Here is a 16,887-nt window from a genome sequence, read left to right on the forward strand (position 1 = left end):
ATGTCAATGGAAATTTTTATTCTGATAAAGTATTAGAGGATAGCATTTTGCCGCCAGAGCACTTTTTCTAAAGTATTCTCGAAGTGGAAAAAATACATTCTTCATACAAAAAAAGAGGCTGCCATTCTTTTTGGCAACCTCTTTACTAACAAATTACTTCCACCAATTATCAAACATGGTGGCAGGCAATCTTCGCTTATGTTCTGTTGTAATATAACGTTTTTCAATTTTTTCCGCTACAGAAGGATCCACTGTTTTCCCTTCAAGGTAATCGTCAAGCTCTTCGTACGTGATCCCCAGCTCAGTTTCGTCAGCTTGACCAGGCTTTTGATCCAATAAATCGGCAGTTGGCACTTTCAGATAAAGACGTTCGTCTGCACCTAGTTCTTTTAACAAAGCCTTCCCTTGACGCTTCGTCAGACCGGTCAATGGCAGCACATCAGCTCCTCCATCGCCATACTTTGTAAAAAACCCAGTCACTGCCTCCGCTGCATGATCGGTACCAATCACGAGCAGTCCTTCCATACCGCCAATCGCATACTGGGCAATCATTCGCATTCTCGCCTTCACATTTCCTTTTTGGTAATCACTTAGCGGCTGACCTTGGACCACGCTATTATATTCCTTTTGTACTTCATCAACCGCACCCTTTATATTAAAAATAACTTCGCGATCTGCTCGAATAAATTCTAGTGCCCGTTTGGCATCCTCCTCATCCTGCTGAACCCCATATGGAAGACGGACCGCAATAAATAAGGCTTCTGTTCCTTCACTTCGCAGTTCTTCAACAGCCAGTTGTGCCAATCTCCCTGCAAGCGTGGAATCCTGGCCACCACTGATCCCAAGTACATACCCCTTTGCTTTCGTTTTCAACAAATAATTTTTTAAGAAATCAATTCGCTTGCGGATCTCTTTCTTTGGATCAATAGTAGAAGATACATTTAATTCCTTGATAATTTGTGCCTGTAAACTCATTTACCTTCCTCCTCATTTGTATATATGTAATGTACCACAATTGAATTTTTTTCACTAAAAATAGAAAATGATAAAAGTAATAAACTTAGTGGAGGATTTATAATGGAAGCAAAAACATGTAATGAATCAAGAGTGGTAAGAACTAGCCGAGTATTTCCCAATGATGTAAATAATCATAATACATTATTTGGCGGAAAACTGATGAGTGATGTGGACATGCTCGCCTCTATATCTGCCACTAGACATGCAAGAAAAGAGGTTGTTACGGCATCAACGGATTCAGTGGATTTTCTTCATCCGATTACCCCACAGGACTCCGTATGTTTTGAATCATTTGTTACCTGGACAGGGACAACCTCTATGGAGGTATTCGTAAAAATTATCGCAGAAAACTTAATTACTGGTGAAAGAAAAATTGCTGCCACCGCCTTTTTAACCTTCGTGGCCTTAGATGAAAACGGGAAACCGACGAAGGTCCCACAAATTATCCCAGAAACACCAGAGGAAAAAAAGCTGTTTGAAACGGGAAAAGAACGTGCGGAAAAGCGGAAGGAACACAGAAAAGCCAGTAAGGAGCTGGCCGCTTACTTTACGACACAAAAACCATGGGAATAAAAAACGAGATATTCTCTATTTATAAACTGATTGCCGGGTTTACACATGGAATTAAGTACATTTGCCAAAGAGCCCGGCTTTTTCTTCGTTTGTCTATCGTTTTTCCCTCTAATTAAAGCACGAAAAAAGTTCGCGTTAGGCGCGAACTAATCAATTTTTTCCAATTTTCTTCTACTTGGGGCATGTGGAGGTTCTTGAAACCATCCACGTTCCATCATAAGGTCTACTCCTTTGGCAGAATAAGCTAATATTTGCATTAAAAATTTTTCAAAGCAAGCCGTTAAATCGGTTCGCATAGACGTAGAAATAGCATGCCCTAATAAAGTAATATCTACCCCATTTAGTAAATGAAAAAGGGTAACAATCAGCCTTTCAGAGAACGGATTATCCGTCAAATCTGTAACCTCTGTCCTAATAGATACATTTCCTAACAGTTCTTCCCTCATTAATAATTCATTATAGGTTCGAATTTGCTGCTCTGAAATTTTCTTCCCTTCCTTAATAAAATGGTGAATTTCCTTATCCTTCACTACCTGAAGTAAACCCATACATAACAAAATAGAAAAATAGTTTCGTTCAATGCCATAAAAAATCTCTGTAATTTCAATGGCATTTAATGGCCTTTTTTTTCCAAAACCGCTCAGATAAGAAAGCTTTTTCGTATATTCCACTTCTTTCGGATAGGGAATCATTGGAGATCGATCATAAATCCCTTTCTTCTGCATTAACGTTGTTGACATCTGATACAACTCAGTGGATTCCTTGGTCATCTCAATAAAAAGCTCCATAACATCTTGTCGAGCAACATTTGCCGTAATAAAGCCTATTTCGATCATCGAAAGACGACTTAATGAATTAACAAAATATAATCCAAACAGATCATAAAAAAGCGGTGGAATCGTTAAGTCAATGTCTTTTTCAGAAAACCCGTCCGGAATAGGAAATTCTTCTTTTTGAAAAATGGCCGTTATTTTTTCAACATGCCCTACTGCTAAGTCATATGCATGCTGCAAAATTCCCCTTATTTCCTCATCTTGATTATGGTGAAGAAAATACGTTAACAGGCAAACAGTCAAATTTTCTTGTAGATAGGAAGACCATAATCCTCCAATCTCGGAACTGGATAACCTAATGCTATCTTTACCCATTTGGAATAAATCCCCCTCAAAAAATCCACTTTACAAGTAGATTGCCATTATTTCAAATGCATTATTCACTGCATCCAATCCAGGAGTAAATTCTGGAAAAATAGCACTTGGCTAATTAGAAGATAGCAATTAAACGTTCTTCAAAACCATATACAACCGATTGTTTCGCTCATTTTTTTCTTCCTCAGACGCCAAGTCATACTTTTTCAGCAAATGAAACATTTCATTTAAGATGTCTTGAGTGTGCTCTTTAGCAAAAAATTTCTCAAATAAAGGTTTCATCTCCTCTGGCAAAAATGCAGTCTGTGATTCAAATTTCTTTTTTACATCCTCATAAGTATGATCCAATTTACATTCACTCATATGAATACCTCCTATTAGAAAAGCGGAAGCGCCCTGTTTAGCGGCGTATGACCTCCTCCCGAAAGCTATCGCTTTCGGTCGTGCGATGATGATGCTTCCGTAGCCTTCCTTGTGGTGGTCTCCAGCTGAGATAAAGGAAACACGAAGAACCGCAGGTGATTCGATGTTGACTTATCGTAGGGCGGAGACCGAAGGGCGTCTCGCCGCTAGGGCGCTGGAGCTAGACAATTCTCGAAGTCGAAAAGATATTTTCTTATCTGACCGGAAAAGCGGTTGCCCCTTGCCCAGCGGCGTATAGCCTCCTCCCAAAAGTTATCGCTTTCGGTCGTGCGATGATGATGCTGCCGGAGCTTTCTTTGTGGTGGCCTCCAACTGAGATAAAGGAAACACGAAGAGCCAACAGGCGATTCGATGTTGACTTATCGTAGGGCGGAGACCGAAGGCGTCTCGCCGCTAGGGGGCTGGAGCTAGACAATTTCCGAAGGCAACAAGATATTTTCTTATCTTCTGAAAAGCGAAAGTCCCCTGCCCAACGTGGTATAGGCTTCCTTCTCGAAGTCAAAATTATACTTACGAATACAAAAAAGCCCTGTGCGAGGGCTTTTCACTTAACGGTTTCTTTTGTTTCCGTAACTTCTAATACATCCAAGAGGAAGACAAATATTGGGATACCAATGATTAGTCCCCAAATGCCGAAGAAGTGTTCTGAAAAAATCAACACAATAAAAGTATAGAAAACAGGCAGATTGGTCTTTGAGCTCATCAAATTTGGGTTTAATATATAAGCCTCAATGGCATGAATAATTAAAATCGCAATACAGACATATACAACTTTGATAAAACCGCCGATACTATAGGCAATAATCGTCAGCGGAATCATCGAAATGATTACCCCTGCAACGGGAATCAAGCCCAAAAGGAAAATCATAATGGATAATCCTCCGAGCTGAGGGAAATCCATCAGCCACAATGCAAGTGTCGTCAGAATACAGTTGACAACAGCAATGATCAACTGTGCTTCAATTACCTTACCAAACGTTCTTACAAATTTTTGCGCAAAAAACTCAATTTCCACGTAAATCGATGACACTTTGCTCGTTTTAAATTTACGAGTAAATTCCACTAAACGCGGTTTTTCTAATAGAAAAAACAAACTTAATAATAGCGCAAGTAGAACCTGTAAACTAATAGCGCTTATATCTGTAAAGTACTTCAATACATAGGTGACACCTTGCTCCAAATAGCTGGAAATGTTGATATCTTCAATTCGCTCTACAATATAATTCAAGACAATATTATCATGTTTTGCGGTGTAAAATGCCGTCAATTGTCTGATTAAAGCGGTAATCTCACCATAAATCATCGGCAGATACATCACTAATCCATACGACAATAATCCGACAATACTCGCATAAGAAATGACAACCAATAGTCTCCGGTTTAAAGGAATTTTCCCTTCAATAAACTGAACCAATCGATCCATTAAAAAAGTAAAAATGAACGTCAATAAAATAAGATTAATCATCGACCGCATTGCATATAACGCAATCGCGATGAAAACAAATATCATAATTCTTTTAAAACCGCTGCTTTGTAATAATTTATTGATCATAGGCAAGTATCAGACCCCATTACTTTCGATAAAATATATAAGAGAAAAATCATAGTTTCATTATAACAAACATTCGGATAGTTTGCCTTTGTTAAACTACTGGTTAAAATTGGACAGGTTCCATAGAAGGGTCAATAGCTTTCCCTACATATCCTTTTGTAGATAAATATTCAAGCAGACGCGGCAAATGTTTTAGCGTCTCTTTTCTCTCATGAAGGAGGATGACGAACGGTCCACCATTATCGCCTTTTGCCTCTATTTGCTGAATAACTGTATCGACATACCTTCCATCCTTATAATACCAGTCCTTGCTGTCAATATTCCAATCCCACATGATATATCCGTTTTCCTTCACTTTTTGTTTATAATCCTCTTTCATATGTGGGACACTACCATATGGGGTTCTCATTAAAAACGAATTAATACCGGAGATTTCCAATAACGTCTGTCGATTTTGTTCTAATTCGCCTAATACTGAACTAGCAGATGCATAAAATAAATCTTTATCATGAGAGACACTATGCAGACCAACCGCTGATCCAGATTGAACCATCAATTTCACTGCATCAGGATATTTTCGAATATTCCCGTCAATCAGAAAAAACGTTGCATCAAACTGATATTGTTCTAATAGGGCGATAATTTCATCGGAAAATGCCGCAGGCCCGTCATCAAATGTAAGATAAACGGTTTTTTCATTATTCTCTTGTGTTGATGCTTGAGAATTTGATGCATTTGAATTGGTTTCCTGATTCGATGTTGTAGAAGGAGTAGTGGTAGCAGGTTGTGCTGCAGCAGTTTTTTCTGAAGTAGAATCAAGCTTTTTATTTTTCTCTTGCTCATTTCTCCAAGCCGTTGCTTTTTCTAACTGCTTCTGAGTCATTTCTTTCTCTTGTTTATCCCCTTTCACCTGTTGAGAAAGCTTTTCATGACTAATAGATTTATTGTTTGTTTGATTGGAAGAATTGTTTTGAGCATTTGCCTGAAAATAATTCGTCACAAAAATGGCTGCAAACATTAGCCCAAATACGATATAGAAAATATATGCCTTTCTTCTCCGATTTTTTCTCCTCATTCTTTATTCCCTCTTCGATGATTTATTTCTTTTTTCATTATAGACGATTTCATCCAAAAAATGTTACTTTTCTATCAAAAATATTACAATTCTATTAAAAAATATGTCAGATTCATAGATTTTTAGACAAGTTCCTACAATTCTCTCTTCTTATTTTATCGTATATTTAATAAAAATTGGAAATAAATCACTCAAAAATTTCCAAAAAGAAGACAGGCAAATTTTATGATAAGTCGACATACATATCACTTAGTATGGATTTTCAAATCAAAAAAATTCCGTGCTGTTATCCTAACTTTGGGGGTGTAAGCCAATTGTCGGGAGGACTGAAAGCATTACTTTACATTTTATCGTTTTTCATACCAATTGTGGGTCTTATTATTGGGATTATTTGGATGAATGATCAACAAGATTTAGAGAAGAAAATCACCGGTCGAACCTGTTTAATTATTAGTATTGTGTCTATGGTCTTAAGTTGTATCTGCTGGATTGCATTATCCACATTTTCTATTGCCCCAGCATTCATGACCGGGTATTAATTAAGTTTTAAAAAAAATCCTAAGTGCTTTTTAATAAAGGAGTGATACTTTTTGCTCGAGGAGATCATGCATTTTCTGGGAAGGGCTATTTGTCATCAACTGGAGGAGCGATCACTCCTTGTGTCTGAAAAACCATTATCCGTCTGTGCTCGCTGCACAGGGATTTACATAGGAATCTTATCAACATGCCTATATTTATATATAGTGAAAAGGAAATCTTCCATTACTATTCCAACCATCAAAATGAGTTTTTTTCTTCTATTATTAATGTTGCCATTGATCATCGATGGTTTAGGTTCTTATGCTCATCTATTTAATAGCCATAATGTCCGTCGCTTGATCACTGGAATTTGCTTTGGACTAGCACTTCCATTTTTCATCTATCCCCTCCTTTCCGAAAAATCACTACAGCAAAATTCTGTTCCAGTAATTAGAAGAAACTTAGACATACTTACCCCCATACTCTTAAGCCTCATCATCGGGGGATTGGTTTATGCAGGACTGTTTCCATATGTCATCATAAACATCCTCATCCTGTTAACCATTATTATGTGGTTTAGTTTACTTGCTTCCATTTTCTTCACAACGATTCGTATCCCGAAGGGAAAGTGGGTGCTTTCTGTTTTAAGTAGCCTCATTTTTCTTCTGATTCTCTCCACTTTACACCAGATCATAATTTCTTAACATCCATTCCTTCATAATAAAATTTGGAACCTGATTCTCAATCAGCCTCTCCTTCCTCCGATTTTATGAATAATGCTCTATCCTTGATACAAAATAATGATGGTTATGCCAACTAATAAATGATGGAGGAGATCATGATGATGCAGAATCAAAATCAGCCTGGGCAAATGCACCAAAATATGCATACTGGAGCAGTACCGCAGCAAATGAATCATGGCGGTCATGAAATGTTTGATGTGCATGAGGTGTTATCTGGTTCCATTGAAACAATGAACCATTATCTGATGTATATGCAGTACGTAAAGGATCCGGAATTACGTGATATCCTAACCCGACAATATCAATTTATGCAACAAGAATATAACACCACTCTCGAATGCTTTAAGACAGGACAGGACCCAACCGTACCTACCCAGAGCTATAAAATGAAGCAAGACAATGATTTTGTTTACGGAATGAAACCATCTCAACCGAAAAAACCAATGCAAAACATGACGGAGATTTCTGACGAATTTATCGCCAGCTCAATGCTTGCTCACTGTAAAGCAGGAGCTACTGCAAAGACAATGGCTGCGTTGGAAACGACCAATCCCGTTGTTCGTCGCGTACTAGCCGACTCTGTGCCAAACTGTATTGAAATGGGCTATGAACTTTCTATTTATATGAACAAGCATCACTATTACCAAGTTCCACAGCTTGCGCAAGAGGATATGACGGCAATGATGAATGCCTATGCACCAGCCCAAGGTATGTCTCAAGCGACTGGTATGAACATGAATCAACCATTGAATCAGAACAATCAATTGCCTCATTAATGAAAGGGGCTGTCCGGAAAGTGGTATATCAGCCGAAATCTTTATAAAAGCAAAACCCAAGAATGCTGTTAAATCAACATTCTTGGGTTTTTAATTTGGGTTCATTTTTCTCTTAAATGGACTTTTTAGACAGCCCCCTTTTTGTATTTTTCTTGTTCATCCTCTCCAATCGTGCCTCTTTCCTTCCAAACCAAATGAATGGTACATACTTTAAGATACTTATGGAAAATTTAATAGCAGAATAACCATGTTTTTTCCATAAGGAGGCGAGACTTATTAATAAGTCAGATTCCATTACATCGCTTCAATTAATCCTTTTATTTATGACGGTCATTGGTTTTAATAACCACGTCTTTATTATTTCTCCGTTAATTCAGACGGCTGGCCGTGATGCCTGGATCAGTGTTATCATCATTTTTCTCTTAACATTTGGGGTGATTCCCCTTTTTTTGTATATTCGGAAGAAGCTCGGAAATGAGTCACTTTTTGAATGGCTTCGCTCTCATGCAGGAAAATCATTATCCGTTTTCATTGGATTGATTGTCATCGTATATCTAGTTTTATTACTCTCAATGTCGTTAAAGGAAACCATTGATTGGGTAAAAATTGTTTTTATGCCAGAGACACCTTCATTTGTTTTGACTCTGATTCTATGCTTAATCTGCAGTCTCCTTGCAGTTACAAGCCTTCGAACCATTAATTCACTTAATTACATTTTACTGTTTTTTATCACTATTCTCGGATTTTTTGTTGCTTTTGCTAATTTACAAGTTAAAAATTATAAACTTTTAACGCCTATTTTAGAACATGGATTTTCTCCTGTTATAAAAAGTCTAATATACCCAGCTTCCGGAATGATTGAGTTAATTTTCTTTCTTTTTATTCAGCATAAAATCAAAACGCCATTTAAATTCAAACATTTTGCGATCATCTCTTTCATATTAATCGGATTGACCTTAGGGCCTCTCATTGGGGCAATTACAGAATTTGGTGTAGAGGAAGCATCCAAACAAAGGTTTCCTGCTTATGAAGAATGGGGGCTTGTCTATCTTGGACACTTTGTGGAACATGTCGATTTCTTATCCATCTATCAATGGCTTGCAGGAATATTTATTCGTTTATCTTTCTTATTATTTATGACTAGGGAAGTATTTACGTTTAAAAAGCGAAAGACTGAAAATATTTTTTTATTCATTCTTGTCCCAATCGTTATCGGTTTAACTATGATTCCAATTAGCGATTTAAAATTTTCCATGTTGGTAAATAAGGTTTTTCTGCCTGCCATGTTTTGGGCTTCCTTAAGTTTATTATTGTTGCTTGTGGTTATTGTAGCATGGTTGTCAAAAAGAAAAGGAGCGTCAAAAAATGCATTTGAATAAGCATAATACCAATAACAGACATGGGATAGCAGATGATGAAATAACTCAAGAGAATTCCCCTGCCAATTGTCCAAATGAAGAAAGGCTTCGAGAGTTATTTAGTCATAGTAGTGATGTGAAATTTGTCCCCTTTTACTTTGAACCTTACAAGGTGACGCTAATTTATTGTACGGGATTGATTAGTAGTGACTTCCTATACACAACAATTCCTAACCGTTTGGAAACCTTTTTTTCTCAGGCTAACAAACAGCCGACAAAAAGGGATATTTTAGAAAAGCTTCATCTTCCCACCATTAGCGTCATTGAAACAGAGGAGCAAGCTATTTCTGAACTGTTTGCAGGAAAATTATTTTTATCCTTCAGTTTTGAGGAAAGAATGTTTTCGATTGATATTTCTGACCGACCAGAACGGAAACCAGAAGAAACAAAAACGGAAGTGGCGATTCTAGGACCACGGGACAACTTTATTGAAGATATAACCGTTAATATTGCTCTAATAAGAAAACGGCTAAGAACGACTTCTCTTATGATTGATACACTGGAAGTAGGGAGAAGAACAAAAACAAAAGTCGCTATATTACATATTGATGATATAGCGGATAAAGAAATCCTTCAGCAAATTAAGGATAAAATATCAGCCATAGATATTGATGGACTTTTCAGTGGCACCCAATTGGAAGAACTGATCAACAATAATCCTTACAACTTGTTCCCGCGCTATGTTTATACGGGAAGACCGGATTATGCTGCGCAATCACTATTAAACGGTCGATTTATTATTTTGATCGATGGTGTTGCCTATGCTTATATTACACCTATTAATTTGTTTTTTCTCTTAAAAAGTGGGGAAGATAAGGAATTCTCGTATGCCTTTAATTCCTTTCAACGAATTATGCGTATTGTTGCCGTTTCTGTTGCCGCATTTCTTCCTGGATTTTGGGTAGCATTGACCTCTTTTCATCAAAATCAGATTCCACTTACCTTTTTAGCAACCATTGTGGAATCTCGAAGAGGTGTTCCACTTTCAACCGCTGCTGAAGTTCTATTAATGCTTTTGTTATTTGAGGTATTTAGAGAAGCTGGTATGCGCCTCCCCATGGCTATCGGGCAAACATTAAGTGTAATTGGCGGGTTAATCATTGGAGATGCAGCCATCAGAGCTGGGTTATCAAGTCCGGCAACCTTGGTTGTGATTGCAGGTTCGACTATTGCTACCTTTACTTTATTAAACCAATCTTTAGCTGGTACCATTTCCTTAGTTCGTTTTATTGTCGTCATTTTTGTATCGTTCTTCGGCTTTTTCGGATTTTTCCTATCCATTTTTCTCGTTGGTATCTATATGGCGAATATTCGAATCTTTGGTGTTCCTTATTTAGGAATTGCAACTAGATTAGATGCCTTCAATGAATTGAAAACGATTATTCGTTTGCCAGAAAGAAAAAATATGACAAGACCGCTTAATACAAATCCGAAGGACCCCACTAGTAGAGGGGGAAATTCCGAGTGAAGATCAGAATAATTTTAATGATGTTATTATTGATATTACCGCTAAGTGGATGCTGGGATACAAATGAGCCAGAACGGATGGTTTATGTATATGGGATGGGAATTGATTATAAGGATGGGGACTATATCGCCTATTTACAAATTATAAATTTGGGATTATTGGCAAAAAACGAGGTAGTCGGCAGTAGTTCCGAAGTAAAAGTGGAAGTAGGTCATGCAAAGGGAAAAACCGTGGATGAAGCCGTCTTTAACTTATACCGTAGTACCCAGAGACGTATATTTTGGGGCCATCTTTCCTTTCTTATTTTTAGTGAAGAGGCAATGAAACATGGTGGAATCATATCTATCATTGATATACTGGACCGTTACCGCGAGACAAGTTACCGGATTTGGGTATATGTCACGAAAGATCCACTTTCTAGAATATTTAAAAACATACCGATGCTTGGAATGTCCACTGGTTATTCTAAAATAAGTGACCCTACAGCAGCCTATGAACAATTCTCCTTTATTGAGCCAGTCGATTTGAGAAGGTTACTTATTTGGATTCATGAACCGGGACACGAAGCGAATGTACCTCTTATTAGTATCAATAACAAAAATTGGCTGACCGATGTAAAACACCATGATTCCATTAGTATGGATGGAATTGCGGTTGTGACCAAAGATAATATAAAAGGTTATTTCACCGGTAAAAACGTGAAAGGCGTTCAGTGGATGACTAATAAGATGAAAAGAGGAGGAGTGACAGTAAAATATAAGGATTCAACCATTGATATGTTAATCACAGATGTTAAGGCAAAGATTAAGCCCGTTGTAAAAGGAGAAGAGATTCAATTTGATATCAAAGTGAAAGCCAATGCTGTTATTGACCATATTGTCAAACCTGTCCCACTAACCACTCTAACATCTTTAATTGAAAAAGAGTTAAAAAAGGATATCTTATATACCTATGAACAGGCCCTAACCAAGGATGTAGATATTTATCATTTGTCAGAAACGGCTTATCGCAAAAACGTGAATGCCTGGAAAAAGGTCCAGCAGGGTGGAAAAATCCCTTTAAAAAAAGATACCATTCGTCAATTAAAAGTAAAAATAAGCTTAGATCATGGTGGAAAACAACGAGAATTACCTACATTGGAGAAGTAATCAGAAAAGCGGAAGCCCCCTGTTTAGCGGCGTATGGCTTGGAGGTCTCCAACTGAGATATAGGAAACACGAAGAACCGCAGGTGATTCGATGTTGACTTATCGTAGGGCGGAGACTGAAGGCGTCTCGCCGCTAGGGGGCTGGAGCTAGACAATTCTCGAAGTCAAATGATATTTTTTTATCTTATTGGAAAAGCGGAAGCCCCCTGCCCAGCGGCGTATGGCCTGGAGGACCAATGGGGTAGGTTAGTAAAATTAAAATATTTTATATGATGAAAGAGATGGTCTATATCAGAACCATCTCTTTCATTTACTATCCTTTAAATTTTAACAATCTGATTGAATTTAATATAACGATTAGTGCAGCACCTGTATCACTTAAAACAGCCAACCAAAGTGTTAGCCAGCCCGGAAAGATTAAGATTAATGCAATGAGTTTAATAATGATCGAGAACCAAATATTTTGTTTAATAATGGTTAATGTTTTTCTACTTAACTTCATTGTATGTGGAAGTTTTTCAAGATTATCCGCCATTAAAACGATATCAGCTGTCTCCATTGCCGTATCGGTTCCTGCCCCACCCATGGCAATACCTAAATCTGCGGTTGCAAGGGCCGGGGCATCATTAATCCCATCTCCAACCATTGCTACCTTATGGCCTTCCTTTTGTAATTTCTTTATGGCATCTACCTTATCTTCTGGTAATAATCCTGAAAAATAACGATTTACATTAGCTTCTTCCGCAATCTGTTTTGCTGTAGCTTCATTATCACCCGTCAACATGACTGTTTGATTAAGGCCACTTTGTTTTAATAATTGTAAAGCAGATACTGAATTTTCTCGTATAGTATCTGAAACGGCAATCATCCCGAACAGTTGATTTTTTGTACCTATCATAACAACCGTTTTGCCTTTATTTTGTAATTCTTGTACAAATTGATTTACATCTACTAAAGAGACATTCATTTCTTCGAATAACTTTACATTACCGGCATAGTAAACCTCATTTTCAATTGTCGCTTGCACCCCTTTGCCAACAATATTTTTGAACATATCCCCATTTTTAGATTGAATTCCTTTATTATTTGCATAGTTCACAATGGATTGGGCAATAGGGTGTGTAGAATATTCTTCTAGTGTTAAGGCAATTGATAGTAATTCTTTTTCTGATCCATGTAAAGCCTTGACATCTGTTACCTTTGGTTTCCCTTCCGTTAAAGTTCCTGTTTTATCAAATGCAATGGCGGTGATCAAACCTGCTTTTTCTAAAAATGTTCCACCTTTAATTAAAACACCATTCTTTGCTGCGTTACCAATTGCCGACACGATGGCAACAGGCGTAGATATGACTAAAGCACAAGGGCAAGCTACAACTAATAGTTCTAGTCCTCGATAAAACCATTCTCCCCATGTACCAAATCCAATTAGTGGGGGAAATAGGATAATAGCTAATGCGAGGATAAACACAACAGGGGTATAAACACTTGCAAATTTATCAACAAATGCTTCAGTTGGTGCCTTTTGTTCCTGTGCTTCTTCGACTAAGTGAATAATTTTAGAAATGGTTGTATCTTCAACTACCTTGGTAACCTTAATCTTAAGGGACCCATGTTCATTGATTGTCCCAGCATATACAGTATCACCGATTTCCTTATCAACAGGAATGGATTCCCCTGTGATTGGTGCCTGATTAACACTAGATGCTCCATGTATGATTTCACCATCTAATGGAATTTTATCACCCGGTTTAACAATGATTATATCCCCAACTGATATTTCCTCAACAGGTTTTTTAATAATTTTTGTTCCAACTTGGACCCAAGCTTCTGGGGGAGCCAAATCCATCAGATTTTGTATCGAATTTCTAGTACGTTCAATGGACTTTGTTTGTAGATAATTCCCAATGGCAAATAACCAAAGAACAGTAGCCCCTTCCAGCCACTCGCCGATGAAAGCAGCTCCAATGGCAGCGATAGACATGAGTACATTCATATCAAGCGAACGACTTTTGATTGCATAATAGGCACTTTTAACAGGCTTATACCCATTGATCCCCATTGCGATGGTGTAAACAAATGTGGACAATAGTGATGATACCCCACTTAATGAGCCGATAAAACCAAGAGCGATCAGAATACCAGACAGAATAACGGGAGCACTTTCGCTTTTATTTTTGCTGTTTTGTAAAGATTGATTTTTCGTTAGTAATGAAGCCTTATAGCCAATTTTAGAAACCTCTGAAATAATAACTTCTACTTTACCTGTATGTTCAATCTTCATTTTTCCAGTAGAAAAATTTACGCTAACATATTTAACAAAAGGAAGGGTGTTTAAATGGTTTTCTATGCTTTTTGCACAACTACTACAATCCATCCCGTAAATCCTGTACTCAAAGGATTCATTAGATGGAAGAGGTTTTGGGATGTTCTCGTTCGTCTGTTGTTCAATACTGCAACAGCTTGTTTTTTCTAATTGATGGACGGTATCCGCGGGTAAATCACTACTATAACAATTGATTTCATTATGTTTTTCAATCGCTTTAATTGATCCACAACATTTTTCAGCCATTCTAATTACCTCTATTCGATATGACGTTCACAGCATTCGACATCTTTTTTTACATCTTCAAGTACCACATCAATCATTGTTAATAAATCACGAACGAGTTGATTACGTACACGGTAATAAACATATTTCCCCTCTTGTCTACTCACAACAAGCCCACAACCTTTTAAGCACGCCAAATGCTGCGAAATGTTTGATTGATTGCCATTTAATTCGTTAACAATTTGGGAAACTGTTTTTTCATCATCTTTTATACACTCAAGTATTTGAACTCTGATTTTATTCGAAAAACCGCTTAAAAATTTCATCTTCGTATCCATATCAACTTTTAGCATTTTTACCCCCTTAATATTAGACAGTACTAATATGTTTTGTTGCTATCATATTAGTGGTTTCTAATATGTGTGTCAAACCATTTGCAAATGGGCAGTGACCACTATAGATTAAGGAACTTGATAATATATGTTGAAATAGGAATTGTAATGAAGTGAATTAATGGGGAAAAGATGGATGAGGAAACATTTATTATAGAGAAAAATCATGGTTAAGATTCCATGATTTTTCTATTAGCGTTATAATGTTCAATGATTTTTTCTTTAATTTATCTATTATAATCAACTGGTCTATACCCAAAAAAAGAGCAGAAGAACTCCCTTAAGTTTCTTCTGCTTTTTAACAAATAATTATTGATAAAGGTGATGATAGGTGAAAGCTGAACTTCCAATGAATTTAGGAAATACAAATAAGGACAATTTAGGTTGTTAAAAATAATTATTTTTACTGTTCATGCGTCCAAGTAACTGAATTTCCAGTTTTAAGGCAAGCTGGAAACTTCTCTCCTTGTTGAAGCACTACATGATCCCCATCTGAATCTATGTAATGTCCTGATTCCATTACAGTATCTCCAGTTCTATGTGTGTGACTAGCGTGGGTCCAAGTTGTTGCCTTCCCTGTAACAGGGCTATTTGGAAATGTTTCTCCTTGGTGAAGATTTTTCTTGGTTCCACCTGCATCTATATACATACCTGATTCCTTTACGACATCTCCTGTATGATGATGATCTGAGAAGTGAGACATGAATAAATTCCTCCTTATAATTTGTCTAAACAATTTATAGGCTCTCACTAAGCAATAGAAATATTCTTTTTAAATACTTTCAACAAATATAAAAAAGCAATCTTCGAAGCAGCGGTTAAAATAAAGAAAAACGTATGAACCCATACGTATAATTAATGAGCAAAGCTATTTAATGCTAGATAAAACCTTAAAAATAAGATACCTAACATTGCAGCAATAAACATTTTTATTGTTAAATGCTCTTTTAACTCCTTCCACAATACTTCATAAAAGGTTACATACCCCAATGTTCCAATTGCGATTCCCACAAACATTGTCTTAAGTTTAATAGATTGAAAATCAAAGGCTATTCCTAAATAAGTATTTATACCTACTCCTAGAGAAAGTAGAAAACAAAAAATCAAAAAGACATTTACCTTCATCCTAGAATATAAAACAGTAACCATCATTACCATTCCTTCTGGAAAATGATGAATTAATATGGCAACTAGTAAAGCAGAATCTTGAAAATGGTCACCTTGAAAATCTAATCCTAACGCAATACCAGTAGGGAGGCTATGAAATAATAATGCCAGAGATAACAATATAAACGTTTCAGAATATTCGATTTGAGCGTATTTGTTGGTATGTAAAAATCTATCCATTAAGAACATAAAAAAATACCCAAAGATATTCCTGCCATTATTCCAACTGGTCGGTAGTTAGTCATTAATTCTGGAATCAAATCAAGTCCCAATATTCCTGCTAAAATAAATTTAGATAAAAAGAATTTTTATGAAAAACTTTATTTATTATAATTACGGCGAGTCCACCTGATAAGGTGCCTAAAAAGATAAAAGCGAATATATATAAACTCCATTGAAATGCCTCAGTCATAATATTCCTCCACAATATACATTTGTACATTATATTCTTGTAAAGGTATCCAATGACTTGCATTCGTGTTTAAAATCGTTTGTATAAATACTCTGCATCTATCTCTACACCTTGGAGTAATGCAGACCCTCTGGTGTATTGACAAGGTAAACCTAATAAGTATACCTCTTTTTACGGATACTACACCTTTTTCATGAATCGGTGCACCCTTCTCATCCAAAACGGTAGACTTACAGGCTTTATCCATCGAATATGTTTCAAGAGATATACTAATAGCTAATAGGATAACAACGACTGCACCTTAACCCGATTCCCCTATAAATGCTGCACCCATGATAGCAATGGTCATCAAGCTTTTCATAGTAATCTCTAAACTGATTAATTCTTTAATTCAACTTAAAAAATAAGATAACCACCTATTAAATACTGCCTACTATATTTGCTACATCGAATACATACAATTCATCCTCTTCACTTAAGACAAGAGTGATTTTTATTCTAGTGTCATC

The 16,887-nt window shown here is 36.7% G+C and carries 16 protein-coding genes; 7 read left to right on the forward strand and 9 right to left on the reverse strand.

The window, feature by feature from the left end:
* Positions 1-153 precede the first annotated feature (153 nt).
* Positions 154-975: an ammonia-dependent NAD(+) synthetase gene (gene nadE / locus GZA11_RS04115; protein WP_163182986.1), complete on the reverse strand. Its 822-nt coding sequence runs from the start codon at positions 973-975 to the stop codon at positions 154-156.
* Between the two features lie 102 nt (positions 976-1,077).
* Here nadE and GZA11_RS04120 point away from each other — a divergent pair, with 102 nt between their 5' ends.
* A complete protein-coding gene (locus GZA11_RS04120) occupies positions 1,078-1,590 on the forward strand; it encodes an acyl-CoA thioesterase (RefSeq protein ID WP_038537189.1) in 513 nt (170 codons plus the stop codon).
* Between the two features lie 146 nt (positions 1,591-1,736).
* On the opposite strand, the gene GZA11_RS04125 is transcribed toward GZA11_RS04120, so the two are convergent.
* The 4 genes from GZA11_RS04125 to GZA11_RS04140 all read right to left on the reverse strand — a co-directional run bounded on the left by GZA11_RS04125 (position 1,737) and on the right by GZA11_RS04140 (position 5,788).
* Complete coding sequence (locus GZA11_RS04125) at positions 1,737-2,738, reverse strand: DUF3231 family protein (RefSeq protein ID WP_163182988.1); 1,002 nt, start codon at positions 2,736-2,738, stop codon at positions 1,737-1,739.
* A gap of 129 nt (positions 2,739-2,867) precedes the next feature.
* A complete protein-coding gene (locus GZA11_RS04130; protein ID WP_163182989.1) occupies positions 2,868-3,101 on the reverse strand; it encodes a group-specific protein in 234 nt (77 codons plus the stop codon).
* A gap of 604 nt (positions 3,102-3,705) precedes the next feature.
* The gene (locus GZA11_RS04135) at positions 3,706-4,719 is read right to left on the reverse strand and encodes an AI-2E family transporter (protein ID WP_407938532.1); all 1,014 of its coding nucleotides are present in this window, start codon (positions 4,717-4,719) and stop codon (positions 3,706-3,708) included.
* A 97-nt stretch (positions 4,720-4,816) separates the two neighbouring features.
* A complete protein-coding gene (locus GZA11_RS04140; protein ID WP_051968202.1) occupies positions 4,817-5,788 on the reverse strand; it encodes a polysaccharide deacetylase family protein in 972 nt (323 codons plus the stop codon).
* 314 nt (positions 5,789-6,102) lie between these two features.
* Between GZA11_RS04140 and GZA11_RS04145 the strand changes: the two genes are divergently transcribed.
* The 6 genes from GZA11_RS04145 to GZA11_RS04170 all read left to right on the forward strand — a co-directional run bounded on the left by GZA11_RS04145 (position 6,103) and on the right by GZA11_RS04170 (position 11,860).
* The gene (locus GZA11_RS04145; RefSeq protein WP_163182991.1) at positions 6,103-6,327 is read left to right on the forward strand and encodes a hypothetical protein; all 225 of its coding nucleotides are present in this window, start codon (positions 6,103-6,105) and stop codon (positions 6,325-6,327) included.
* A 66-nt stretch (positions 6,328-6,393) separates the two neighbouring features.
* On the forward strand, positions 6,394-7,011 hold the full coding sequence (locus GZA11_RS04150; RefSeq protein WP_268926749.1) for a DUF2085 domain-containing protein: 618 nt from the start codon (positions 6,394-6,396) through the stop codon (positions 7,009-7,011).
* Positions 7,012-7,151: 140 nt separating this feature from the next.
* On the forward strand, positions 7,152-7,826 hold the full coding sequence (locus GZA11_RS04155) for a spore coat protein (protein WP_051968337.1): 675 nt from the start codon (positions 7,152-7,154) through the stop codon (positions 7,824-7,826).
* A 293-nt stretch (positions 7,827-8,119) separates the two neighbouring features.
* Positions 8,120-9,205, forward strand: coding sequence for a GerAB/ArcD/ProY family transporter (locus tag GZA11_RS04160; RefSeq protein WP_268926751.1), 1,086 nt, complete (start codon positions 8,120-8,122; stop codon positions 9,203-9,205).
* Positions 9,192-10,712: a spore germination protein gene (locus tag GZA11_RS04165; protein WP_163182995.1), complete on the forward strand. Its 1,521-nt coding sequence runs from the start codon at positions 9,192-9,194 to the stop codon at positions 10,710-10,712. Before GZA11_RS04160 ends, GZA11_RS04165 begins: the two co-directional genes overlap by 14 nt.
* Positions 10,709-11,860 carry a Ger(x)C family spore germination protein gene (locus tag GZA11_RS04170; protein WP_235924830.1) on the forward strand — a complete coding sequence of 384 codons (1,152 nt, stop codon included), beginning with the start codon at positions 10,709-10,711 and terminating at the stop codon, positions 11,858-11,860. The genes GZA11_RS04165 and GZA11_RS04170 overlap by 4 nt, the downstream gene beginning before the upstream one ends.
* A 312-nt stretch (positions 11,861-12,172) precedes the next feature.
* Here GZA11_RS04170 and GZA11_RS04175 read toward each other — a convergent pair whose 3' ends face one another.
* From GZA11_RS04175 to GZA11_RS04190, 4 genes are all read right to left on the reverse strand, one after another.
* Positions 12,173-14,428, reverse strand: a complete 2,256-nt coding sequence (locus GZA11_RS04175) for a heavy metal translocating P-type ATPase (RefSeq protein WP_081905083.1) — start codon at positions 14,426-14,428, stop codon at positions 12,173-12,175.
* A gap of 11 nt (positions 14,429-14,439) precedes the next feature.
* A complete protein-coding gene (locus tag GZA11_RS04180; RefSeq protein ID WP_038537202.1) occupies positions 14,440-14,760 on the reverse strand; it encodes an ArsR/SmtB family transcription factor in 321 nt (106 codons plus the stop codon).
* A gap of 442 nt (positions 14,761-15,202) precedes the next feature.
* Complete coding sequence (locus GZA11_RS04185; RefSeq protein ID WP_038537205.1) at positions 15,203-15,502, reverse strand: hypothetical protein; 300 nt, start codon at positions 15,500-15,502, stop codon at positions 15,203-15,205.
* Positions 15,503-15,654: 152 nt separating this feature from the next.
* Positions 15,655-16,155, reverse strand: coding sequence for a ZIP family metal transporter (locus GZA11_RS04190; RefSeq protein WP_163182997.1), 501 nt, complete (start codon positions 16,153-16,155; stop codon positions 15,655-15,657).
* Between the last annotated feature and the right edge of the window lie 732 nt (positions 16,156-16,887).

It is taken from the genome of Neobacillus sedimentimangrovi, assembly GCF_010614825.1.
Classification (GTDB): domain Bacteria; phylum Bacillota; class Bacilli; order Bacillales; family Cytobacillaceae; genus Neobacillus; species Neobacillus thermocopriae.

What these genes read in the sequence shown, in the direction of transcription:
- nadE (WP_163182986.1), bottom strand. Translation starts at nt 975, where the DNA reads ATGAGTTTACAGGCACAAATTATCAAGGAATTAAATGTATCTTCTACT.
- GZA11_RS04120 (WP_038537189.1), top strand. Translation starts at nt 1,078, where the DNA reads ATGGAAGCAAAAACATGTAATGAATCAAGAGTGGTAAGAACTAGCCGA.
- GZA11_RS04125 (WP_163182988.1), bottom strand. Translation starts at nt 2,738, where the DNA reads ATGGGTAAAGATAGCATTAGGTTATCCAGTTCCGAGATTGGAGGATTA.
- GZA11_RS04130 (WP_163182989.1), bottom strand. Translation starts at nt 3,101, where the DNA reads ATGAGTGAATGTAAATTGGATCATACTTATGAGGATGTAAAAAAGAAA.
- GZA11_RS04140 (WP_051968202.1), bottom strand. Translation starts at nt 5,788, where the DNA reads ATGAGGAGAAAAAATCGGAGAAGAAAGGCATATATTTTCTATATCGTA.
- GZA11_RS04150 (WP_268926749.1), top strand. Translation starts at nt 6,394, where the DNA reads ATGCATTTTCTGGGAAGGGCTATTTGTCATCAACTGGAGGAGCGATCA.
- GZA11_RS04155 (WP_051968337.1), top strand. Translation starts at nt 7,152, where the DNA reads ATGCAGAATCAAAATCAGCCTGGGCAAATGCACCAAAATATGCATACT.
- GZA11_RS04165 (WP_163182995.1), top strand. Translation starts at nt 9,192, where the DNA reads ATGCATTTGAATAAGCATAATACCAATAACAGACATGGGATAGCAGAT.
- GZA11_RS04175 (WP_081905083.1), bottom strand. Translation starts at nt 14,428, where the DNA reads ATGGCTGAAAAATGTTGTGGATCAATTAAAGCGATTGAAAAACATAAT.
- GZA11_RS04180 (WP_038537202.1), bottom strand. Translation starts at nt 14,760, where the DNA reads ATGCTAAAAGTTGATATGGATACGAAGATGAAATTTTTAAGCGGTTTT.
- GZA11_RS04185 (WP_038537205.1), bottom strand. Translation starts at nt 15,502, where the DNA reads ATGTCTCACTTCTCAGATCATCATCATACAGGAGATGTCGTAAAGGAA.
- GZA11_RS04190 (WP_163182997.1), bottom strand. Translation starts at nt 16,155, where the DNA reads ATGTTCTTAATGGATAGATTTTTACATACCAACAAATACGCTCAAATC.